The sequence below is a fragment of the Streptomyces sp. NBC_00306 genome (assembly GCF_036169555.1).
Taxonomy (GTDB): Bacteria; Actinomycetota; Actinomycetes; order Streptomycetales; family Streptomycetaceae; genus Streptomyces; species Streptomyces achmelvichensis.
This window is the reverse complement of sequence record NZ_CP108032.1, coordinates 6,071,840-6,094,574: the sequence shown is the minus strand read 5'-3', so window position 1 is coordinate 6,094,574 and position 22,735 is coordinate 6,071,840. Positions and strand designations below refer to the sequence as shown.

Annotated in this window: 15 protein-coding genes; 3 read left to right on the top strand and 12 right to left on the bottom strand. The window is 69.6% G+C overall.

Translation table 11 applies throughout. The annotated features are described in order from the left end of the window. Positions 1–3: 3 nt before the first annotated feature. From OHA05_RS27205 to OHA05_RS27195, 3 genes are all read right to left on the bottom strand, one after another. Entirely contained in the window at positions 4–1,416 is a 1,413-nt protein-coding gene (locus tag OHA05_RS27205) for an extracellular solute-binding protein (RefSeq protein WP_328861935.1), read from the bottom strand. A 134-nt stretch (positions 1,417–1,550) separates the two neighbouring features. Then, positions 1,551–2,561 (bottom strand): LacI family DNA-binding transcriptional regulator, encoded by a 1,011-nt coding sequence (locus tag OHA05_RS27200; RefSeq protein ID WP_313943664.1) that lies wholly within the window; start codon positions 2,559–2,561, stop codon positions 1,551–1,553. Positions 2,562–2,651: 90 nt separating this feature from the next. Next, entirely contained in the window at positions 2,652–6,941 is a 4,290-nt protein-coding gene (locus OHA05_RS27195; protein ID WP_328861934.1) for a discoidin domain-containing protein, read from the bottom strand. A 329-nt stretch (positions 6,942–7,270) separates the two neighbouring features. Here OHA05_RS27195 and OHA05_RS27190 point away from each other — a divergent pair, with 329 nt between their 5' ends. Continuing rightward, positions 7,271–8,923, top strand: coding sequence for a sensor histidine kinase (locus OHA05_RS27190; protein ID WP_328861933.1), 1,653 nt, complete (start codon positions 7,271–7,273; stop codon positions 8,921–8,923). Next, positions 8,920–9,651 carry a DUF7342 family protein gene (locus OHA05_RS27185; protein WP_328861932.1) on the top strand — a complete coding sequence of 244 codons (732 nt, stop codon included), beginning with the start codon at positions 8,920–8,922 and terminating at the stop codon, positions 9,649–9,651. Before OHA05_RS27190 ends, OHA05_RS27185 begins: the two co-directional genes overlap by 4 nt. 36 nt (positions 9,652–9,687) lie before the next feature. On the opposite strand, the gene OHA05_RS27180 is transcribed toward OHA05_RS27185, so the two are convergent. From OHA05_RS27180 to OHA05_RS27160, 5 genes are all read right to left on the bottom strand, one after another. Then, positions 9,688–11,280: a solute symporter family protein gene (locus OHA05_RS27180; protein ID WP_328861931.1), complete on the bottom strand. Its 1,593-nt coding sequence runs from the start codon at positions 11,278–11,280 to the stop codon at positions 9,688–9,690. Further along, positions 11,277–11,774 carry a DUF485 domain-containing protein gene (locus tag OHA05_RS27175; protein ID WP_328861930.1) on the bottom strand — a complete coding sequence of 166 codons (498 nt, stop codon included), beginning with the start codon at positions 11,772–11,774 and terminating at the stop codon, positions 11,277–11,279. The genes OHA05_RS27180 and OHA05_RS27175 overlap by 4 nt, the downstream gene beginning before the upstream one ends. Before the next feature lie 98 nt (positions 11,775–11,872). Further along, positions 11,873–12,547 (bottom strand): response regulator transcription factor, encoded by a 675-nt coding sequence (locus tag OHA05_RS27170; RefSeq protein WP_313943669.1) that lies wholly within the window; start codon positions 12,545–12,547, stop codon positions 11,873–11,875. After that, positions 12,544–13,713, bottom strand: coding sequence for a sensor histidine kinase (locus OHA05_RS27165; protein ID WP_328861929.1), 1,170 nt, complete (start codon positions 13,711–13,713; stop codon positions 12,544–12,546). The genes OHA05_RS27170 and OHA05_RS27165 overlap by 4 nt, the downstream gene beginning before the upstream one ends. Positions 13,714–13,814: 101 nt before the next feature. Next, a complete protein-coding gene (locus tag OHA05_RS27160; protein WP_313943671.1) occupies positions 13,815–15,932 on the bottom strand; it encodes a DNA gyrase/topoisomerase IV subunit B in 2,118 nt (705 codons plus the stop codon). Positions 15,933–16,365: 433 nt separating this feature from the next. On the opposite strand from OHA05_RS27160, the gene OHA05_RS27155 reads away from it, so the two are divergent. Then, entirely contained in the window at positions 16,366–16,596 is a 231-nt protein-coding gene (locus tag OHA05_RS27155) for a DUF7455 domain-containing protein (protein WP_313943672.1), read from the top strand. A 130-nt stretch (positions 16,597–16,726) separates the two neighbouring features. On the opposite strand, the gene OHA05_RS27150 is transcribed toward OHA05_RS27155, so the two are convergent. The 4 genes from OHA05_RS27150 to OHA05_RS27135 form a co-directional block, all read right to left on the bottom strand. After that, a complete protein-coding gene (locus OHA05_RS27150) occupies positions 16,727–17,542 on the bottom strand; it encodes a S1 family peptidase (protein WP_313943673.1) in 816 nt (271 codons plus the stop codon). A 137-nt stretch (positions 17,543–17,679) separates the two neighbouring features. Continuing rightward, on the bottom strand, positions 17,680–19,239 hold the full coding sequence (locus OHA05_RS27145; protein ID WP_313943674.1) for an RNA polymerase sigma factor: 1,560 nt from the start codon (positions 19,237–19,239) through the stop codon (positions 17,680–17,682). 334 nt (positions 19,240–19,573) lie between these two features. Next, positions 19,574–20,461 carry a FadR/GntR family transcriptional regulator gene (locus OHA05_RS27140; RefSeq protein ID WP_328861928.1) on the bottom strand — a complete coding sequence of 296 codons (888 nt, stop codon included), beginning with the start codon at positions 20,459–20,461 and terminating at the stop codon, positions 19,574–19,576. Positions 20,462–20,620: 159 nt separating this feature from the next. Next, on the bottom strand, positions 20,621–22,357 hold the full coding sequence (locus OHA05_RS27135) for an ATP-binding cassette domain-containing protein (RefSeq protein ID WP_328861927.1): 1,737 nt from the start codon (positions 22,355–22,357) through the stop codon (positions 20,621–20,623). Positions 22,358–22,735 lie beyond the last annotated feature (378 nt).

Genomic DNA, 22,735 nt, shown 5'->3' with positions numbered 1-22,735 from the left:
CGGCTACTGGTTCGCCAGGATCTGGTTGACCTGCGACTCGGCGGTGGCCAGCAGCTTGCCCGCGTCCGCGTTCTTGTTGGTCAGGACGCCCGACATCACGTTGTCGAGGACCTTGTAGATCTCCTGCGCCTTGGGCGGCTCCGCCTTGCCCTGCACCGGGTTGTCCATGAAGGGCTTGAAGTTCTCGACCGGCATGGTGGCGTTGGCCGCGCGCGCCGCGTCGTCCTTCGTCTTGCTGCCGCCCAGCCAGAAGTTGGGCTGCGGCACACCGACGGGCAGACCGTCGGCCTTGGTGCGGGCCCAGTCGAACTGGCCCTTGCCGACCGTGAGGTTCTTGAAGTTGAGCCAGGCGACGGCGGCCTTGATCTTGTCGGGCGAGATGCCCTTCTTGACCATGTAGTTGTTGCCGCCGAAGAGGGTGGCCTTCTGGCCGGGGATCGGGCCCATGCCGAAGTTCTCGTACTTGGCGCCGAGTTGCTGGACCATGTACGCGATGTCGTCGGGCGCGGCGAGGAACATGCCGAGCTTGTCGCTGGCTATCTGCTTCTGCAGGTCGCCCCACTTGAGCAGCTGGGTCTTGCCCATGCTGTCGTCCTGCCAGCGCATCGCCTTGAGGTTCTCGACGACCTGCTTGCCGGTCGCGTCGTTGAAGGCGGCCTTCTTGCCGCTCTCGTCCACGATGTTCCCGCCGAGGCCGTACATCTGGGCGGTGAAGTGCCAGCCGCCGGTGTTGCCGGCGCTGTACTCCCCGAACCCGGCGATGCCGTTGCCGAGTCCGGCGATCTTCTTCGCGGCCGCGCGGACGCCCTCCCAGGTCGTCGGCGGGGCGTCGGGATCGAGTCCGGCCTGCTGGAAGAGCTTGCGGTTGATCAGCAGGCCCATGGTGTAGTTGCTGGTGGGCAGGCCGTAGAGCTTGCCGTCCTTCTTCAGGGAGTTCAGGACGTTCGGGTCGATGTCCGCGATCGCCGGGACGGTCTTCGGGGTGACGTACGCGGTGATGTCCTCGCCGCCGGCGTTGTCCAGCACCTGCGTCAGGTCCGTGAAGTACGTGTAGAAGACGTCCGGCTGGGACTTGGCCTTGAGCATCGCGGTGAACCGCGGCGGCTCCAGGCACTGGCCGGGGGTGGACCGGCCCTCGATCCTGATGTTCGGGTACGTCTTGTTGAACGCCTTGACGTCCTCTTTCCACTCCTTGAGTTCCGCGGCCTTCGCAGCCGGCGGCATGCAGTCGATCGTCAGCGTCAGCTTGGTCTTCGGGTCCAGCGGAGCTGACGGGTCGGACGAACCGCCGCCGGATCCCTCGTCGTTGTCACCGCTGCTGCTCGTGCCGCAGGCGGCCAGGGCGGTCAGGGCGAGCGCGGAGACGAGCGCGGTCGCGGCGGAACGGCGCGTACGGCGGAACCCAGCACTTCTCATCGGTGGTCCCCTTCGGGCCTGAGCGTGGATGACCCGCGGCTGACACGCAGCGGGAACGCGGCACACTCAACCACCGGCGACAGAAGACCGCAATATGTCGCGCCGATTTCGTAAATGATTGACAGGCGGTTGAATCAGGAGCGCGGAGCCTTTGCGGTGGAGCCGCGCACCACCAGTTCCGGCTCGAAGAGCAGCTCACCGGGCGGGACCTCGCCGCCCTGGATCTGCGCACAGAGCAGTTCGACCGCGGCACGGCCCATGGCCTCGATGGGCTGACGGACGGTCGTCAGCGGCGGCTCGGTGCAGTTCATGAAGGCGGAGTCGTCGTAGCCCACGACGGAGATGTCTCCCGGAACGGCGAGCCCCCGCCGGCGCGCCGCGCGTACGGCACCGAGGGCGAGCGGATCGCTCGCGCAGATGATGCCGGTGACACCGCGGTCCAGCAGCCTGGAGGCCGCCGCCTGCCCGCCTTCCAGGGAGAACATGGAGCGCTCGACGCGCTCGTCGGTCAGCTCCCCGCCGGATGCCTTCGCGGCCGCGTGGGCAGCCGCGAGCTTGCGCCGGGACGGCACGTGGTCGAGCGGGCCGAGGACGAGACCGATGCGGTCGTGGCCGAGCGAGGCGAGGTGGCGCCAGGCCTGCTCGACCGCCACGGCGTCGTCGCACGCGATGCAGGGGAAGTCGAGATTCTCGATGGCGGCATTGATGAGCACCACCGGAATCCGGCGTTCGGCCAGCAGCCGGTAGTGGTCGTGCGGGGCGTCCTCCTGGGCGAAGAGCCCGCCGGCGAACACCACGCCGGACACCTGCTGCTGGAGCAGCAGTTCGACGTAGTCCGCCTCGGAGACCCCGCCCTTCGTCTGGGTGCACAGGACCGGTGTGAGGCCCTGCTGGGCCAGCGCTCCGCCGATCACTTCGGCGAACGCCGGGAAGATCGGGTTCTGGAGCTCCGGCAGCACGAGGCCCACGAGGCGCGCGCGCTCGCCGCGCAGCTGGGTGGGGCGCTCGTAGCCGAGGACGTCCAGCGCGGTCAGGACGGACTGGCGGGTGGCCTCGGAGACCCCCGGCTTGCCGTTGAGCACCCGGCTGACCGTGGCCTCGCTGACCCCTACCTTCTTCGCCACCTGAGCAAGTCGTCGCGTCATGCACGCAAGACTAGCGCAAGCCATGCAAGCGGCTTGCGCTAGTCCGCGTTTCGATCAGAAGCCGATCACGGGCGTGATCCCGGGGCCGGCCTAGGGGTTGATCTTGATCTTGAAGGTGGAGGTGGTGTTCTTGATGTCCTGGGCGTTGCCGGCGAACCGCAGGCCGTTGAAGGTGACCTCACCCACCGCGGGGCCCTGCCCCGCCTCGGGCATCTCGTTCGCCCAGAGACCGAAGCCGGACTTGGCGTCGAAGGCGTCGCCGCTTTTGCGTGCACCGGTGATCGAGATGTCACTGAGCACGGTGTCCTTGATCGGGAACTGCGGCTGTCCTCCCACGTAGTTGGTCTGGAACATGATCCCGCTGTACGTCGGATCGACGATGTCGACGTTGTTGACGCGGATCCCCTGGAACACCTTCGAGGCCGAGAAGAGCCAGATCCCGGGGAAGGTCTGCGCGCCCCAGAAGTGGCCGCCGGCCCGGACGATCGAGACGTTCTCGACGGTCGTCGGCTCGGTCCCGAAGCCGTTCATCGGATACCCGAAGTCCAGCGAGCTGATCGTGATGCCCGAGTAGACGAGGGTGTCCGCGATGTGGATGTTGCGGAAGGTGTTGTTGTAGCCGCCGTAGACGGCAATACCCGCCGCACGCCAGGTGAGGATCGACGTCAGGTTCTCGTAGACGTTGTTCTTCATGTCCGCCCCGCCGGCGTCGATCGCCGAGAACAGGGCGAAACTGTCGTCGCCGGTGGCCCGGGCCTCGTTGTTGGTGACGAGGTTGTCCGTGGACCCGTTGGTCATGTTGATGCCGTCGGCGAACATGTTGCGGATCCGCGAGTTCTTGATCGTGATCCTGTCGGTGTTCGCGCCCCAGTAGAGGCACACCATGTGCTCGTTCCAGATGTTGTCGATCACGATGTCGGTGACGTTGGAGAAGTCGAACACCTTGCCCGGGCCGTCGATGCGCGAGGTGTAGTTCCCGAAGTAGGCGAAGCCCGTGAACGACGAGCCCTTCGCCGCTGCCTCCGCCCGGAAGCCCACATCGGTGTTGTCCTGCGTCGAGGGGGCGTTGAACCGGGTGTACCAGGGCCCCGCGCCGGCCACCTTGACGGCCTTGCCGTAGACCTGGAACTTGCTCGCCGTCTGGTAGTCACCCGCCGGCAGATACACGCCGACCAGCGTGCCGGTGGTGTCCATGCGCACCTTGTCCAGGGCGTTCTGCACGTCCTGGTGCGTGAATCCGGCCGGGACGGTGTACCTCGCCGGGTCCGGGTTGGCGACCGGCGCGACCTGCTCCAGGCTGACGAAGTCGATCGCGTAGCGCGAGGTGTTCGCCGCGTCCTTCTGCAGCCTGATCGTGCTGCCCGCCGGGACGGTCTCGCCCAGCATCACGTGCGCCTCGTCGTAGATGTGCCGAGGGGCGCCGGAGCCCGGCGAGTTCCCGGGGCTCGCCTCCGCGCCGTACAGCCAGGAGTACTTCGACGTGAGGTCGATGGCCTTGCGGAAGGTGCCGTTGACGTACACGTTCAGCGTGGAGTCGATGCCTCCGCCGCCGGGCGCGTCCGGGATGGAGAACCGGGTCACCAGGGTGTTCGTACTGGCCCTGGTCGTGAACTCGACGTAGTTGCCGGTGTTGTCGAGGGTGACCGCCTTGCGGCCCGAGGCTTCTCCCGCGATGTCGCCCACCGTGCGGTTCGGCCCGACGACGGCCGCTCCGCCGCCCGCGGAGCCGTCCTCGGCCTCGTACATGTCGTAGGGCATGTTCGCCCCGCGGCCGATGAACAGCGACTGGCTGCTCGTGTTGTTGGCGCGCTTCACGGGCAGTTCGTTGGCGTCGTCGGCGACGACCACCTTCACGGTGTACGAGCCGTTGGCGGCGGCCCAGGTGCCGAGGCCGACCGGCGCAGCGGTCGCACCCGCGGCGATGACCCCGCTGTGCGCGCCGGTGAGGGTCTTCACCGTGGCGCCCTTGGAGTCGGTCAGGGTCAGTGTGATGCCGTGACTTCCGCCTGTCGAGGCGATCGTGCCCTGGTTCTTCAGGGCCACGGAGAAGGTGACGGTGTCACCCGCGGAGGCGCCGCTCGGCGTCCAGTTCACGGCCGAGGCGATCAGGTCGGAGCTGTCGACGGGCTTCACCACCAGCGAGGTGGGGCTGGTGTAGGTGTTGTTGGACTCGTTCTGCTCGATGACGGCGTTCGCCTCGTCGGCCACCGCGCTCAGCTGGTAGGTACCCGCGTCGCGGGCGCCGATGGTGGCACTGACGACGGTCTGCGCCCCGGCCGCGAGGGCCCCGACCGCGGCCGAGCCCACCTTCGTCCCGCCGAGGCGGAAGGCGAGGGTGCTCGCGGCGGAGGCCGCGGGACCGCTGTTGCGGACGGTGGCGGACAGCGTGATCGGATCCGACTCGACGGGCGCGGCGGGCGCGGCCGTGAGACCGGTGACCTCCAGGTCCGGGTTGGGCGCGGCGACTCCGATGACCTGGAACTCGGCGATCTGCCCCGCGGACGAGCCGGTGTTGGAGGTGAACCTCAGCTGGACGTCCGCGACGCGGGCGTCGACCGGGACCGTCACGGTGTTCTGGCTCGCGGGGTTGAAGGTGTAGTCCCTGGCGGCCACCAGGCCGGTGAAGCCGGATGCGCTCTGTTCACGGCCGAGGACCTGGATGTTCTGAGTGCGGCTGCCCCAGGAGCTGTCGGGGTTGAGCTTCAGGACGAGACTGCTGACGTCCGCGTTGGCACCCAGCTTGACGGTGAGGGTGTTCGGGTAGCTGCCCGCCGCGCCCTCCCAGTAGGTGGCAAGGCTGTTGTCGTTGGCGTTCTCGGCGACGAACGTGTGGATCACGGACGACGCGGTGATCGGCCTGCCGACCGCGAGGTTGGACCCGTTGACCCCACTGCCGTTGCGGGTGACGGTGTTGCTGTTGCCGGACAGGTTCCCGGCAGCGTCCTTGGCCCGCACGAAGTACGACACGGTCGCACTCGCCGACTGGGTGTCCGTGAACGTCGTGACATTGCCCGCCACGCTCTGGCGCAGCGAGTTGTTCGCGTAGATGTCGTATCCGGTCACCGCCGTGTTGTCGGTGGACGCGCCCCAGGTCAGCCTGATCTGTCCGGCGCCGGGTTCGGTGAAGGCGAGGCCGGCCGGGGCCGTCGGGGCCTGGGTGTCGCCTGTGTCGCCCCTGCGGGTGACGGTGTTGCTGTTGGCGGACTGGTTGCCGGCAGCGTCCTTGGCCCGCACGAAGTACGACACGGTCGCACTCGCCGGCTGGGTGTCCGTGAACGTCGTGACATTGCCCGCCACGCTGGTCCGCAGGTCGCCGCCTGCGTAGATGTCGTAGCCGGTCACCGCGGTGTTGTCGGTGGACGGCTTCCAGGCCAGCCTGATCTGTCCTGTGGCCGGTTCCGTGTAAGCGAGTTCGGTGGGTGCGGTCGGAGCCTGCGTGTCCCCGGTGGCCGGTCCGTAGATCTCCAGCTCGGACAGCTGGGCTGCCGCCCTGCCGGAGTTGGCGGTGACGAGGACCCGGACGTACCGCGTGGTGGCGGCGTCGAAGGTGATCGTCGCCGACTGCCCGCCGGCCGCGTTGAAGGCGTACGCCTTGGACGCGGTCAGGTCCGTGTAGTCGGTGCCGTTGGCGCTGCCCTGGATCTGGAGGGTCTGCGTTCGATCCGGCCAGCCGTCCGGCAGCCGTAGCACCACGCGGTCGATGCGGACGGATGCGCCGAGGTCGGCGCGGATCCACTGCGGGAGGCTGCCGTTGGCGCTCTCCCAGTAGCTGGCCTTGTTGCCGTCGTTCGCGTTGGCCGCGGTGTAGACCTCGGTGTGGCTGCTCGCGGTGAGCGTCTTGCCGCGGGCCAGATCGACGGACGACTCGCCGGCCGCGTGCACCTCCAGCTCACTGAGCTGGGCGGCGGCCCAGCCGGTGTTGGCCGTGATGTGGATGCGGACGAATCTGGTCTGCGTGGCCGGGAAGCCGACCGTCACGATGTTGGCCGAGCCCTGCTGGAAGCTGTAGGCGGCAGAGCTCTTGATCGTGGTGAAGCTGGTGCCGTCGGCGCTGCCCTGCACGGACAGCGTCTGGCTGCGGCTCTCCCAGCCCGCGGGCAGCTTCAGCACCACCTCGTCGACCCGGCTGGTGGCCCCGAGATCGGTCTGCACCCACTGGGGAAGGCCCGGGCCGGCGCTCTGCCAGTACGTCCCCTGGCTGCCGTCGGTGATGTTCCCGGCGGGGTACTCGGCATGGGCGGTGCTGGCGGTCGCGGGTCTGCCCGCGGCGATATTGGGGCCGTCGGCCGCCGAGGCGGTGAGCGTCGGCCATCCGATCAGCAGAAGGCTGGTCGTGATCACGGCGGAGAGCACCCGCCAACTCCGGCGTTGCGGTCTCATTTGTCCCCGATCTTCGGCCTCGCGCCGAGGCGAGGCGCGGCTCTGTCGGCGTACATGACGACGTGCCCGTGCGACTGGCGTTTGTGCACGGTTGAACTGAGACTTTTGCGTTCAGCGGTCAGAGAGTTGCAGAGAACTGCTAAGTCGTCTACCGCCATGACCGCGTCAAATTCGCTCGCCGATCGCTGGGGAACTCGCGAATCCGCCCACACCAGCGGCTTTATCGCCGACTTTCAGGAAATCGCAAACAGACGGCAATCCACGCAAGCGGCTTGCGGCACAGTCCGGAAATTTCATAAAGGGCTGCTCGACCTCTACCGTTCGTAGGCATGAGTCCCGAACCGACCCCGCCGGCCGGACGTCGGCGGTTCGGCTGGCCGCAGCGGGTCTTCTCCCAGGTCCTGCTGATGCAGCTGGCCATCGCGACCGGTGTGACCGTCCTGGCCACCGGTCTCTTTCTGGCGCCTCTCAGCGAGCAGCTCGACGACCAGGCCATGCGCAGGGCGCTGGCGATCGCCGAGACCACGGCGTCCACCGAGGTCGCCGAGGACCTCACCGCCACCGAGCCCACGGCCACCGGACCGGTCCAGACCGAGGCCGAGCGGATCCGCAGGGCCACCGGCGCCGAGTACGTCGTGATCATGGACCGGACCGGGGTGCGCTGGTCGCACACCTCCCCCGCCGAGATCGGGCGGGTCGTCTCGACCGACCCGAGCGAAGCGCTCGCGGGCCGGGACGTCATGGAGATCGACAGCGGCACGCTCGGCCGCTCCGCCCGGGGCAAGGTGCCCCTGCGCGACGACAGCGGCGCGATCGTCGGAGCGGTGTCCGTCGGTATCGAGTACGACAGCGTCCGCGCCCGTCTCCTCGCGGCGATCCCCGGCCTGCTCGCCTACGCCGGGGGCGCCCTGGCCGTCGGGGCGCTGGCCGCCTATCTGATCTCCCGCAGACTCCAGCGCCAGACCCATGACCTGGCCTTCTCCGACATCTCCGCGCTGCTGGCCGAGCGCGAGGCGATGCTGCACGGCATCCGCGAGGGCGTCGTGGCCCTCGATGCGACAGGCAGGATCCGGCTGATGAACGACGAGGCGGAGCGGCTGCTCGGCCTCGGCTCCGACGTCAGAGGCCGGCCGCTCACCGAGGTGCTGGGCGAGGGCCGTACGGCCGACGTCCTGACCGGCCGCGTCGCCGGCGAGGACCTCGTCACCGTGCGCGGCCACCGAGTGCTGATCGCCAACCGGATGCCCACGGACGACGGCGGCGCCGTCGCCACCCTGCGCGACCGCACCGAGCTGGAGCAGCTGGGCCGGGAACTGGACTCCACCCGCGGACTCATCGACGCCCTGCGGGCCCAGGACCACGAGCACGCCAACCGGATGCACACCCTGCTCGGGCTGCTCGAGCTGGAGATGCACGAGGAAGCGGTGGAGTTCGTCACCGAGGTCGTCGGGGTGCACCGGGCCACCGCCGAGCAGGTCACCGAGAAGATCCATGACCCGCTGCTGGCCTCGCTGCTGGTGGGCAAGGCGACCGTCGCGGCCGAGCGCGGGGTCTCCCTGCGCATCGCACCGGACACCCTGCTGCCCGACCGCCTGGTGGATCCGCGCGGCATCGTCACGGTGGTCGGCAACCTCGTCGACAACGCCATGGACGCCGCAGCCGGCTCAACGGACGCACGCGTCGAGGTCCGCCTGCGGGCAGAGGGGCGTACCGCGGTGCTGCGGATCTCGGACAGCGGCCCCGGAGTGCCGCCCGAACAGCGTGAGCAGATCTTCACCGAGGGCTGGTCCACCAAGGAACTCCCGGCCCACGGCAAGCGCGGCATCGGGCTGGCACTGGTGCGCCGACTCGCGGAACGGCAGGGCGGCAGCGCCCTGGTCGGCGAAGCGGCCGGCGGAGGCGCGGAGTTCACCGTCGTGCTCCCCGAGGCACTGACCGAACTGGCCGATCCGGAGCCGGCCGTCGCCGGGGAGGCACCGTGAACGACCGACCCGCCGAGACCACCGGGATCACCGAGACCGCCGAGAATCCCGTCGAGGTCCTCGTCGTGGACGACGACGTACGCGTGGCGGCGATCAACGCGGCCTACGTGGCGAAGGTGCCGGGCTTCCACGTCGCGGCGACAGCGCATTCGGCGAGCGAGGCACTCGCCCGGATCGCCGACACCCCCGTGGACCTGGTGCTCATGGACCACTATCTGCCGGACGGGAACGGCCTCGCGGTCGTCCGGGAGCTTCGCCGGCTGGGTCATCAGACCGACGTGATCATGGTGACGGCGGCGCGCGACGTGGCCACCGTCCAGGCGGCGATGCGCCACGGCGCGCTCCAGTACCTGGTGAAACCGTTCAACTTCGCCGGTCTGCGGGCCAAGTTGGAGGCGTACGCGGGGCTGCGCCGCACCCTGCGCGGTGGCGGGGAGGCGGAACAGGCCGAGGTGGACCGGATCTTCGGCGCCCTGTCGGCCGGATCGGTCGCCCCCGATCTGCCCAAGGGCCACTCACCGACCACCGCCGAAGCCGTACGCCAGGTGCTGCTGGCGGCCGACGGGCCGCTGTCCACACAGGAGATCGCGGACCGGGCGGGCGTCAGCAGACAGACCGCCCAGCGCTATCTGAAGCTGCTGGAGCGCACGAGCCGCGTACAGCTGAGTCTGCGGTACGGCGAGACCGGCCGCCCCGAGCACCGCTACTCCTGGGCCGCGAGCCTCTGACCGATCGCCAGGATCCGCCGGCGGATGGGGCCCGCGTCAGACCGCGCCCGCGCCGGTCAGCGCCCGTACCTCCGTCTCGGCGTGCCGGGCGTCGTCCGGGGGTTCCGAGGACGTGACGGTGCCGATCCAGCCCGCGAGGAAGCCCAGCGGAATGGAGATCACGCCCGGGTTCTGCAGCGGGAAGACATGGAAGTCGACTCCCGGGAACAGGGACTCCGGGCTGCCGGAGACCACCGGTGAGAGCACCACCAGCAGCATGGCGGGGATCAGTCCCCCGTACACCGACCAGACGGCGCCGCGCGTCGTGAAGTTCCGCCAGAACAGCGAGTAGAGCAGGACGGGCAGATTGGCGGACGCGGCGACCGCGAAGGCCAGGCCCACCAGGAACGCCACATTCAGATCGCGGGCCAGCAGGCCGAGGGCGATCGCCACGGCACCGATCCCGGCGGCGGCGAGCCGCGCGACCGCGACCTCGCTGCGCTGCTTGGCGTGCCGGCGCTTGAGCGAGGCGTACAGATCGTGGGCGACCGAGGCCGACGAGGCCAGGGTGATGCCGGCGACCACTGCCAGGATCGTCGCGAAGGCGACCGCGGCGACCACCGCGAACAGCACCGTGCCTCCGGTGGAGCCCGCGCCGCCTCCGAGGTCCAGAGCGAGCAGCGGTACGGCCGTGTTCCCCGCGGCGTTCGAGGCACGGACCTCCTCGGTGCCGAGCACGGCGGCGGCACCGAAACCGAGCACGATCGTCATCAGATAGAAGCTGCCGATGAGGCCGATCGACCAGACCACCGAACGGCGGGCGGCCCGCGCGGTGGGCACGGTGTAGAAGCGCGACAGGATGTGCGGCAGGCCGGCCGTGCCCAGGACGAGCGCGAGACCGAGGCTGATGAAGTCCAGTCGCGCGGTCCAGTCCCCGCCGTACCGCAAACCGGGCGCGAGGAAGTCCTTGCCGTGGCCGCTGCGTTCGGCGGCGGTGTTGAGCAGGTGGTTCACATCGCCCTGGAAGCGGGCGAGGACCAGCAGCGTCATGGCGATCGCACCCGCCATCAGCAGCACGGCCTTGACGATCTGGATCCAGGTCGTCGCCCGCATGCCGCCGAACGACACATAGATGACCATCAGCGCGCCCACGCCGATCACCGTCCAGGACTGAGCGGCCTCGCTGGTGCCGCCGAGGAGCAGCGCGACGAGGCTGCCGGCGCCGACCATCTGCGCCACCAGGTAGAGCACCGACACGGTGACCGACGACGTACCCGACGCGATACGCACCGGGCGCTCGCGCATCCTCGACGCGATGACGTCGGCGAGGGTGAACCGGCCGCAGTTGCGCACGAGTTCGGCGACGAACAGCAGCACGACCAGCCAGGCCACGAGGAAGCCGACGGAGTAGAGCATGCCGTCGTACCCGTAGAGCGCGATCAGTCCGGAGATGCCGAGGAAGGAGGCGGCGGACATGTAGTCGCCGGCGATGGCGAAGCCGTTCTCCATCGGGGAGAACAGCCGGCCGCCGGCGTAGAACTCCTCCGCCGAGCCGTGTCTGTTGCGGCTCACCCAGGTGGTGATGCCGAGCGTGACCGCGATGAACGCGCTGAACAACAGCAGCGCCAGGGTCTGGTGGTCGCCGGTCACCGCTCGCGCCCCCGGGCCGTCTCCTGCGCCCGCGCCCGGTCGAACACGGTCCAGCGCAGATCGAGCGCGGCCCGGTCCCGGCGCAGTCGCGCATGGCGGGCGTACGCCCAGGTCAGCAGGAAGGTGGTGAGGAACTGGCCGAGGCCCGCGACCATGGCCACGTTCACGGCGCCCGCGACGGGCCGGGCCATCAGACCGGGGGCTGCGGTGGCCGCCACGACGTAGGCCAGGTACCAGAGGAGGAAGGCGAGGGCGGCAGGGACGACGAAGCGGCGGTAGCGGCTGCGGACCTCCTGGAAGGCGGCGCTGCGGTGCACCTCCAGGTAGATCTCCGCGGTCCCGGGCCGGTCGGCGGCCCGCTCCACGGGCTGGACCGGTACGGCGGTGGCGGGCGCACCCGTGCTGTCCAGTTCGCCCCAGCCGGCGGCCAGTGCGTCGTACCACGGGTCGTCGAGCCGCACCGCGGCGGCGTCCTGCCCGTCCTGCTTCTCCACCGATCAACTCTCCTTGTCAGCGAACCGTTTCGGCCGCGTGCCCAAGGATGGACAGAGCGGGAAGATCCCGGACTCTTCTCCCGCCGGTCTTCACCCCATCAGGTGACGCTCGTCCCAGGTGGCTGCGCCAGACCTTCCCGATAGGCGTAGCGCACGGCCTGGGCGCGGTCGTGCAGATCGGCCTTCGAGAACAGGTTGTTGATGTGGGTCTTCACGGTGGCGGTGGAGATGTGCAGCCGGCGGGCGATCTCGGCGTTGGTGAGCCCTTCCGCGATGAGGGTGAGCACCTCGCCCTCGCGGGCGGTCAGCCCGTCGGGCAGCTGCGGCGCGGCCGGCGGGCCGGCGGCGGTGACCTGCTCCAGCAGACGGCGCTGGACGACCGGTGAGAGCCCGGCCCGCCCGGCCATGACGTCCTGGATCGCCCGGACGATCTCGTCGCCGTCGGCGTCCTTGGTGAGATAGCCGCGCGCTCCCGCCCGCAGAGCGGGGAAGAGGGACTCGTCGTCGGCGTACGTCGTCAGCACCACGATCTGGGTCGCGGGGTACTCGCTGCGGATCCGGCGCGTGGCCTCGACCCCGTCGCAGCGGGGCATCCGGAGATCCATCAGCACGACATCGGGGGCGAGTTCGGCGACCAGGGCGACCGCTTCGTCGCCGTCCTTGGCCGAGCCGACGACCTCGATGCCGGGCAGCAGCCCCAGCAGCATCACGATCCCCTCGCGCACCACCGCCTGGTCGTCGGCGACGATCACTCTGGCGTTCTGCTCGCTCATGCCGGCACTCGCAGCCGCACCACGAAACCCTCTCCCTCCGGTCCCGCCTCCAGGCTGCCGCCGAGGAGTTCGGCCCGCTCGCGCATTCCCAGCAGACCGTACCCGGACCCGGAGGCCCCGAGCTCGCCCGTCTTCTCGGCCGTGCCCGAATCCCGTACTTCCAGCATCACGTGGTCCGTCTCGTAGGCGAGCAGCACCCGCACCGTGGCGCCGGGGGCGTGCTTGCGCGCGTTCGTGAGGGCCTCCTGGGCCACTCTGCGTACAGCTTGTGAAGCCTCGGCGGTCAGCAGCCTCGGGGCGCCCCTCACCTCGGTCGCGGCTCCGTCGGCGACGGCCGGCTCCCGCAGGAAGTCCTCGACGGGCACCATCTCGCCACGGAGCGCGGACAGCGCCTGTCTGGTCTCGGCGAGCCCTTCGCGCGCCATGCCGCGGGCCGCGACCACCCGCTCCAGGATCCGGTCACGGAAGGGCCCTTCCGGCTCTCTCTCGATCTGGATCCGGGCGGCCTCCAGGTGCACGAGCTGCGCGGAGAGACTGTGGGCGAGGACGTCGTGGATCTCCCTGGCGATCCGCGCGCGTTCCCCGAGAGCCGCCGAGACGGCCTCGGCCTCGCGCGCGGCCCGCTCCTGTGCGAGCAGCCGGAACCCCGCACCGCGGGCCTGCCCGTCCAGCCGGAGCGAATAGCCGCCGAAGAGGATCGCGGCGACGGTGATGACCGAGCCGAGCGGTCCGCCCTGCTGCATCATCGCGAAGGAGCCGACCATCAGCACCCCGGTGGCCAGGCCGTACGCGAGCGGCAGCCGCTCCATCGCCAGGATGGCCGCCGTGATCCACGGGACGGCCGCGGCCACCTCGGCACCCTCCGCGTACGCCCCCCAGCCCACCCCGGCGAGGACGAGCAGCATGCCGAGGGACGGCAGCAGCCGGTGCTTGAGGGTCGTCTCGTGGAAAGCGAGGAAGGCGCCGGCGCAGAGCAGCAGCCCGACGGGCGGCAGGACCGTCTCCAGGCCGCTGAAGGCGCCCGAGGCGTAGGAGCCGGCCAGCGCCCAGGTGGCCAGTGCGGCGAGCACGATGCCGTCGAGGACCGCGCGGGTGCGCGGCACACCGATCCGGGACAGCGACTCCCGCGTGGGCCACGCGGTCCCTCTGCTGCTCAGCACGTTCATGCCCCTCCTCCGTCGCCTCGATGCTACGGAGGAGGGCCGCCGCCCGGAATCGGCTCAGGGGTGGAGCCGGCGGCTCCACCCCTGGGTGGGCGGACGGTGGATCAGGCGTCGATCCGGGACCGGTCCAGCGTGGCCGCGGAGCTGGTGATGAATTCCTTGCGGGGCGCGACCTCGTTGCCCATCAGCAGGTCGAAAACCTGCTCGGAGGAGTCGAGGTCACCGATGTTGATCCGGCGCAGCGTGCGGTGACGCGGGTCCATCGTCGTCTCCGCCAGCTGGTCGGCGTCCATCTCGCCGAGACCCTTGTAGCGCTGGATGGAGTCCTTGAAGCGGACCCCCTTGCGCTGGAACTCCAGCAGGGTCTGCCGCAGCTCGTTGTCGGAGTAGGTGTAGACGTACTTGTCCTGGCCCTTCTTGGGCTGGACCAGCTCGATCCGGTGCAGCGGCGGGACCGCGGCGAAGACCCGGCCCGCCTCCACCATCGGGCGCATGTAGCGCTGGAACAGGGTCAGCAGCAGGCAGCGGATGTGGGCCCCGTCGACGTCGGCGTCGACGAGCAGCACGATCTTTCCGTAGCGGGCGGCGTCGATGTCGAACGTCCGGCCCGAGCCGGCTCCTATGACCTGGATGATCGCGCCGCACTCGGCGTTCTTCAGCATGTCCGACACGGACGACTTCTGGACGTTGAGGATCTTTCCGCGGATCGGCAGCAGCGCCTGGAACTCGCTGTTCCGCGCGAGCTTGGCGGTACCGAGCGCGGAGTCCCCCTCGACGATGAAGAGCTCGCTGCGCTCCACGTCGTCGCTGCGGCAGTCGGCGAGCTTGGCCGGCAGCGAGGACGACTCCAGGGCCGTCTTCCGGCGCTGCGCCTCCTTGTGCTGCCGGGCGGCGATCCGGGTGCGCGCGGCGGAGACGGCCTTCTCCAGGACGGCCCTGGCCTGCGCCTTCGCGTCACGCTTGGTGGAGGTCAGGAAGGCCTTGAGCTCCTTGGCGACGACGGCTGCGACGATCCTGTTGGCGGCCGAGGTGCCCAGCACCTCCTTGGTCTGGCCCTCGAACTGGGGCTCCGCCAGCCGGACGGTGACGACCGCGGTGATGCCCTCCAGGGCGTCGTCCTTGACGATGTCGTCCTCGGCGACGCGCAGCATCTTGGCCGAACGGAGCACTTCGTTCACCGTCCGGGTCAGCGAGCGCTCGAAGCCGGAGACGTGGGTGCCGCCCTTGGGGGTGGCGATGATGTTCACGAAGGACTTGACCGTGCTGTCGTAGCCGGTGCCCCAGCGCAGTGCGATGTCGACGCCGAGCTCCCGGGTGACCTCGGTCGGGGTCATGTGGCCGCGGTCGTCCAGGACCGGGACGGTCTCCTTGAAGCTGCCGGTGCCGTTGAGCCGTACGACGTCGCAGACGGCCTTGTCCTGGGCGAGGTACTCGCAGAACTCGCTGATGCCTCCGTCGAAGCGGAAGATCTCCTCGCTCTTGCCCTGGCCCTCCAGGTCCCGCTCGTCGCGCACGACGATGGTGAGACCGGGCACCAGGAAGGCGGTCTGGCGGGCGCGCTGGTGGAGCGTGTCCAGGTTGAGCTTGGCGTCCTTGAGGAAGATCTGGCGGTCCGCCCAGTACCGCACACGGGTGCCGGTACGGGCCTTGGGCACCCGCTTGCCCTTCAGCAGGCCGTTCGCCGGGTCGAAGGGGGCGTCGGGGCCCTGCTCGGTGAAGATGCCGGGCACACCGCGGCGGAAGCTGATCGCGTGGGTGGCGCTGTTGCGGTCGACCTCGACGTCGAGGCGGGCCGAGAGCGCGTTGACCACGGACGCACCCACGCCGTGCAGACCGCCGGAGGCGGCGTAGGAGCCACCGCCGAACTTGCCGCCGGCGTGCAGCTTGGTCATCACGACCTCGATGCCGGACAGGCCGGTCTTGGGCTCCACGTCGACCGGGATGCCCCGGCCGTTGTCCCGGACCTCGACAGAGCTGTCGTCGTGCAGGATCACTTCGATGTGGTCGCAATAGCCACCGAGAGCCTCGTCGACGGAGTTGTCGATGATCTCCCAGAGACAGTGCATCAGACCGCGGCTGTCGGTCGACCCGATGTACATGCCGGGGCGCTTGCGGACCGCTTCGAGCCCTTCGAGGACGAGCAGGTGCCGCGCGGTGTAGTTGGACCCGTCACGGTCTGCGGTCAGTACCGCACTGGACGGCACGGACGTTTCGGCGGTCACGCGGTTCGCTCCTCGCTGAATTTCAGATGTGGCCAAGTGGGGTAGAGGCCCGGCGTCGGTCGCCGGTCAGAGGGTACCGAGGCCTGGTAGAGCCGATGTAACGCCACCCACGTGATTTTTCATGCTAGTCCAGCCTCGCATACATGTTCGATCCCTCGATGGGGTGACGCGTACATCACGTTCCCTTCGAGGCATGAACCATTTAGGCTCCGGGCACGTCCTCATCAACAACCGGCAACCCAGCCGGGAGGGCCAATCGAGACAAGCAACGCGAAATCCGTAGAGCGAAGCAATACGGCTCATTCGCCGCCAACCGGCAGCAGACAGCTACCTCGAGAAGAAGTTTCGAGGAAAAGCCCCGAGCGGGAACGTTTTCGGGCTGGTTGGATGTTGACCCTGGTACGACAGCTCGTCGAGCTAGAGAAGAGGCGACGTGACTACTGTTCTGACCCCCGCGAGCCCGCTGACGGCCGGTGACCGCTGCGACCGCTGCGGTGCGCAGGCCTATCTGCGTGTCGTCCTGACCAGCGGCGGTGAACTGCTCTTCTGCGCCCACCATGGACGCAAGTTCGAGCCGGAACTCAAGAAGATCGCCGCAGAAATACAGGATGAGACCGACCGACTCACGGCCGTACCGGCCGCCGTCGGTGAAGAGGATCACTGATACCTCACATCCACGACGAGCCAAGGTCGGTCCAGGACCGGCTGACGGGCGGCAGCCCCTGAACACCAGGGGCGGCCGCCCGCTCTCGTACCGTGACCGCGTCAGCGGTCCGTTCTGACCCGGAGGCCTTTTAGGTCCCGGACACCGCGGAGACCCGCGTGTACACCCCCGGACTGTCGGCCCGCCCGCAGCCGCTCCCCCAGGACACCAGCCCGATGAGGCGGCCCTGGGCCACCAGCGGGCCTCCACTGTCCCCCTGACAGGCGTCGTGGCCTCCTCGGGGGTCTCCGGCGCAGAGCATCGTGGAAGCCACGTAGCGGCCCCCCAGACCGCCGGGATAGGCCTGCTCGCAGGTCCCGTCCGACAGGACGGTCACCGGGGCGGCACGCAGCGACGAGGCGTAGAGGCCGCTGCCGCTCATGTCGCCCCATCCGTAGACGGTGGCGCTGGTGCCCGGCGCGTACGCGGCGTCACCGGCACCCGCCAGCGGCAGGACGAAGGACGCCGGGAGGGCCTTCGCCAGCGTCAGCACCGCCATGTCCGCACTGTTGGTCGCAGGGTCGTAACGGGGCGAGACCCAGCTGTCACTGACGGCGATCTCCTGCCCGCCCGCGCCGGCCAGCGCCGACCGTCCGGCGATGACCCGCAGGTCCGCGACGTCGCTCACCTTCTGACCCAGCACGGTCCGGCTCAGGCAGTGCGCCGCGGTCATCACCTTGGTCGGCGCCACCACGACGCCGCCGCAGAACTGACCCGCGCGGGTTCCTCCGAACCGGTCACGGCTGGAGAGGGCCACCACCCAGGGACTGTCGGCGGCGCGTACCGGGGAGCCACCCACGACTACGCCGTCGGCGGCTGCCGGGACGGACGCCGCCAGGGGCGCGAGAACCGCCGAGGACATGAGGGCCAGCGCCCCTGTCAAGGCTCGGACGAGGGGACGACGCATACGGCCTCCTGACTCTGCGTGAATGGAGTCCACTCAGAGTCACGCACGTCGACCGCGGCCGCACCCTCACACAGGCCGAGGGCCCGGATCCCTGACGGGATCCGGGCCCTCGAACGACCGAAAATCGACTGTGCCGACTAGTCGAGGTAGTCGCGCAGCACCTGCGAACGCGACGGGTGGCGCAGCTTCGACATCGTCTTCGACTCGATCTGGCGAATCCGCTCACGCGTCACGCCGTAGACCTTGCCGATCTCGTCCAGCGTCTTCGGCTGACCGTCGGTGAGACCGAAGCGCATGGAGACGACACCGGCCTCACGCTCGGAGAGCGTGTCGAGCACCGAGTGGAGCTGCTCCTGCAGCAGGGTGAAGCTGACCGCGTCGGCCGGGACGACCGCCTCGGAGTCCTCGATGAGGTCACCGAATTCGCTGTCGCCGTCCTCGCCCAGCGGGGTGTGCAGGGAGATCGGCTCACGGCCGTACTTCTGGACCTCGATGACCTTCTCGGGGGTCATGTCGAGTTCCTTGGCCAGCTCCTCCGGGGTGGGCTCGCGGCCCAGGTCCTGGAGCATCTGGCGCTGCACGCGCGCGAGCTTGTTGATGACCTCGACCATGTGCACCGGGATACGGATGGTGCGGGCCTGGTCGGCCATGGCGCGGGTGATGGCCTGACGGATCCACCAGGTGGCGTACGTGGAGAACTTGTAGCCCTTGGTGTAGTCGAACTTCTCGACCGCGCGGATCAGACCGAGGTTGCCCTCCTGGATGAGGTCCAGGAAGAGCATGCCGCGACCGGTGTAGCGCTTGGCCAGCGAGACGACCAGCCGGAGGTTGGCCTCCAGCAGGTGGTTCTTGGCGCGGCGGCCGTCCTCGGCGATGATCTCCAGCTCGCGCTTGAGCTTCGGCGCCAGCTTGTCGGAGTTCGCCAGCTTGTCCTCGGCGAACAGGCCGGCCTCGATGCGCTTGGCGAGCTCGACCTCCTGCTCGGCGTTGAGGAGGGGGACCTTGCCGATCTGCTTCAGGTAGTCCTTGACCGGGTCGGCGGTGGCGCCGGCGACCGCGACCTGCTGTGCGGGCGCGTCGTCCTCGTCGTCGTCGGACAGGACGAAGCCCTTGCTCTCGCCCTCGGTCTCTTCCTCTTCGCCCTTGGCTCCGGGCTGTGCCTCGTCGACGAGCTCCTCGCCCTCGGCGGGCTCGTCGGAGTCCTTCTTCGACGTGGCCTTCTTCGCCACGGTCTTCTTGGCGGCGGTCTTCTTGGCCGCCGTCTTCTTCGCAACCGTCTTCTTGGCGGCCGCCTTCTTGGCAGGCGCGGCCTCCGAGACCTCGTCGCCGGCCTGGACGTCGACGGACTCGGCCGTCGGCGCCGCGGAGGCGGCGACAGTTTTCGCCGTGGCGGTCTTGGCCGCGACGGTCTTGGTGGCGGTGCGCTTTGCCGGGCTCTTCGCAGCGACGCTCTTGCGGGCGCGCTTCGGCGACTCCGCGGCACTGACCATCAGCGTCACACCCTCTTCCTCGAGGATCTGGTTGAGGCTGCGCAGAACATTCTTCCACTGGGTTGGCGGAATCTGGTCAGCCTCGAAGGCCCGACGCACGTCATCGCCGGCGATCTGCCCATCAGCCTTTCCCCGCTCGATGAGCGCCATCACAGACTCGGACTCGGCGATCTCCGGCGGGAGCGTACGGGATGTGCTGGCCGACACGAACAACCTCTCGGAACGATGGAAACGGCTTCCGGCCCCGCCCATGATCGGGCCGGAGCCGACGACCACCTGGCTGCGGATGTGCCGGTGGCGCGGGCGGAACCTTGGAACTCGACAGCGCCGTGAACGACTGCTGTATTCCCTCCTCGGCTGCCACCTCTTAGGTCATCGCACTGTTTCGAGGAGTGTTACGCCCAATCCGCGTGGCCCGAGTCACACCCCATTCTCCGCGAAACGACCAGAACAGACGTTCCCCACACAATCGTGCCGCCGGACCCCCGTGGAATCCGGCGACACGCGGTGCGTACGCCTCTGCGTTCCGGCCGTGAGCGGATCAGTGCTCGCGGGGGGCGGGCACGACGCGCTCCACCTCCGGATGAACGGTCAACAGTTGACGCATGGCGGACTCGGCGCCGGGCGCGTCCCCGGCCGCGAGAGCTTCGACGATACGGCCGTGGTGCGCCAGAGAGGCCTCGTTCGGGCGGTCACAGCCCGTGACCGGACCGCCGGAGACCTGGAGGGCCGCCGAGACGATGCCGGAGAGGTGCTCCAGCATGCGGTTCCCGGCGAGCTGGATGAGCAGGGCATGGAATTCGGTGTCAGCCCGCGAGAACGTGATGCCGTCACCCTGAGCAAGGGCGTGGCCCATGATCTCGACCATGTCGGAGAGCCGCTGCTGGATGTCCTCACGGCCGTGGCCGGCGGCGAGACGGGCGGCGAGGGGCTCGATGGTCCAGCGCAGCTCGGAGAGCTCGCGACGCTGATCGTCACGCTGCGGACCGAAGGCGCGCCACTCGATGATGTCGGCGTCCAGAAGGTTCCAGTCGCTGACGGGCCGGACCCTGGTGCCGACATTGGGGCGGGCGCTGACGAGGCCCTTCGCCTCGAGGACGCGCAGTGACTCACGGACGACGGTGCGGGAGACCTCGAAACGCTGGCCGATCTCCTCGGGGACGAGCGGGCGGTCGGCACCCAGATCCCCGGAAACAATCATCTGGCCGAGCTGTTGCACGAGTTGGCCGTGCAGCCCGCGGCCCCGGTTGCCTGCCGCGCGGCGGCCGACCCGGCCCAACTCCGTTTCCGAACCCTCCCAGGAGGGCGGGCCGACGCGGTCGACACCCGGGGACTCCGGGTAGGGGTAGCGGTCGAGTTCGCCCGGTCCTGCAAGGCCCGAATCGGCGGGGCGGGCGGCGGTCATCATGGTGTGCGCAAGGGTACTCACGCATCCTTTGTCGGCGAGGCTCCGGCAGCCCTTGAGGTCTTTGGTGAAAAGCACACGAAAGGGTGATCGGCGCCCGCCCCGCAATTGACGCCTTATCGGAAGGAAACGGGCGCACTCAAGGGAGTTGTGAGCAGAAGCCCGCTCCCCGGTCGCTCATGATCACCAAGGTGCCCGACGGCGAAGGCCGGTGACCATATATGCGCAGATCAGGACCGACAACGACAAGACCAGTGCGGCTCCGACGGGTTGGGCGAGGACCCGCACCCCGGCCATGACCAGGTCGTCGGCCTGCCGGGGAAGCCGGACCCAGGTCAGTTCGCGAAGTCTCCCGGAGATTCCGGCGATCGAACGCACGGACGGTCCGATGATCGCCTTCTGCACCAGTGGGGCAATGATGATCGGCACGGCGAGCACGGCGGCCACTCCGGCGGCCGTGACGCGGAAGACTCCCGCCGCGAGCAGACCGGCCCAGGCGCAGCCGACGGAGAGGCCGCCCCAACCGGCCGCCAGCGCGGGCCAGTTCCGTGGCAGGTCGGTGACATCGCTCCCGTAGACGACGCGCAGAGCCTGGGCGTCTGCCACCACGACGACGAGCGCCAGCAGCAGGGCGGCAGTGGCGGTGACCATGAGTTTGGCGATCAGCAGCCCGAGTCGGCGCGGGACGATGCCTCGGGCGGTGGCGAGCGCGGGGTGGCGGAACTCCTCACCGAAGGACAGGGCCCCGATCAGCCCGGCACCGAAGGCCGCGGGCGGCAGCGGGAAGAACGGCGGCCAGGCGGCGAGCACGACCGGCAGCGGCATGGTCCGGGAGCGGGCGAGCAGGATGCAGGCGGCGAGGGAGACGAGGATGACGACGGCGAAAATGACGGCGGGAGTACGCACGCCGAGGAGCCGCAGCAGTTCGTAACGCAGCGGCCTGACAGGGCTGGTGGCGGGGCGGGGCAGCGGCGGAGGGCCGGCGGCGGGCGGCGTCGGCCGTGCCCCTGCCGCGACTTCGGCGTCCCCGGCAACCGGGGACGCGAGGCCCGTGTCACCGATCTCGTCGGTGAGCCGGTGTACGAGCACGCCGTGCCGGAAGGCCGTTTCACCGATCTCGGCACAGCTGCTGCCGTAGACCGAGAGCCGGTTGCTGGCCTCGGTCACCACTTCGACCGACCGCTGGGCGGCCCGCGCCTCGCGCTGCACGACGGCGGCAAGACGCGCCGCGTGGGGGGTGCGGACGGCGACCCGGGGGCGCAGCCGCGTGCGGGAGAACTCCCGGGCGTCCTGGTCCCCGACGAGCCGCCCGCCGTCGAGGGTGACGACATGATCCGCGAGGCGGGCCGCCTCTCTGGGGTCGCTCGTCGTGCAGAGCACGGTTCCGCCCTGTTCGGCGTGCTCGCGCAGCAGGGTGTACAACCAGCCCGTCTCGCGCGGGGCAAGGCCCTTGCCGGGCTCGTCGAGGATGAGGGTCTGCGGGTCGCCCAACAGGGCGGAGGCGAGGCCGAGTCTGCGGTCCATCCCGCGCGAGAGCGTACCGAGTTGCTGGGCGCCGAGACCTGCGAGCCCGACGACGTCGAGCATCTCGTCGGCCCTTGCCACCGGCACGCCAGCGGCGGCGCAGAGCATACGGAGCTGACCTCGGGCAGTGCGTGCGGGATGGCCGGGCACGTCGCCGAGGAGCACCCCGACCTCGCGGGCGGGGTGGGCGATGCGATGCAGGGGGTTGCCGCGGAAGTAGGTGATGCCGCGGCCCGGTTCGAGTTCGAGCATCAGGCGCAGTGCCGTCGACTTGCCGGAACCGTCCGCCCCGAGGAGGGCCGTGACCTGGCCGGGCCGCGCCTCGAAGGTGAGGTCGTCGACGGCGGGCGGGAGGTCCCGCCGGTGGGCACTGGTCAGTCCGATGGCCTGGAGCATCTGTTCTCTCGCGGAGGAGCGGTGTACCGCTCGGCGGCGTGGGGCTACCGCAGCAAGATAACGCGACATTTTGGACTTTTGGCGCAGGGTGGAGGGGTGACTCGGCGGGTGTCAGGCAGCGCGGGTGTCAGGCAGCGCGGGGCGCAGGACGGCGGGGTTGGGGCGATGGGGGTGCCCGCAGGGGGGTGTGGGGGGCCCGTGCGGGTCGGAGCGGGCAAGGTGTCAGGCGGCGGCGCGTGCCCTGAGGGTGCGGGGCATGCGGGAGGGGCGTGCGGGCGAGGCGTGCGGATCGGGCTGGGTTGGAGGGCCGCCGGAGCGGGGCGGGGGCCGCGGGAGGCTCAGACCGGCGGCGTGGGCGGGGCACCCGGGTCCTTGGCG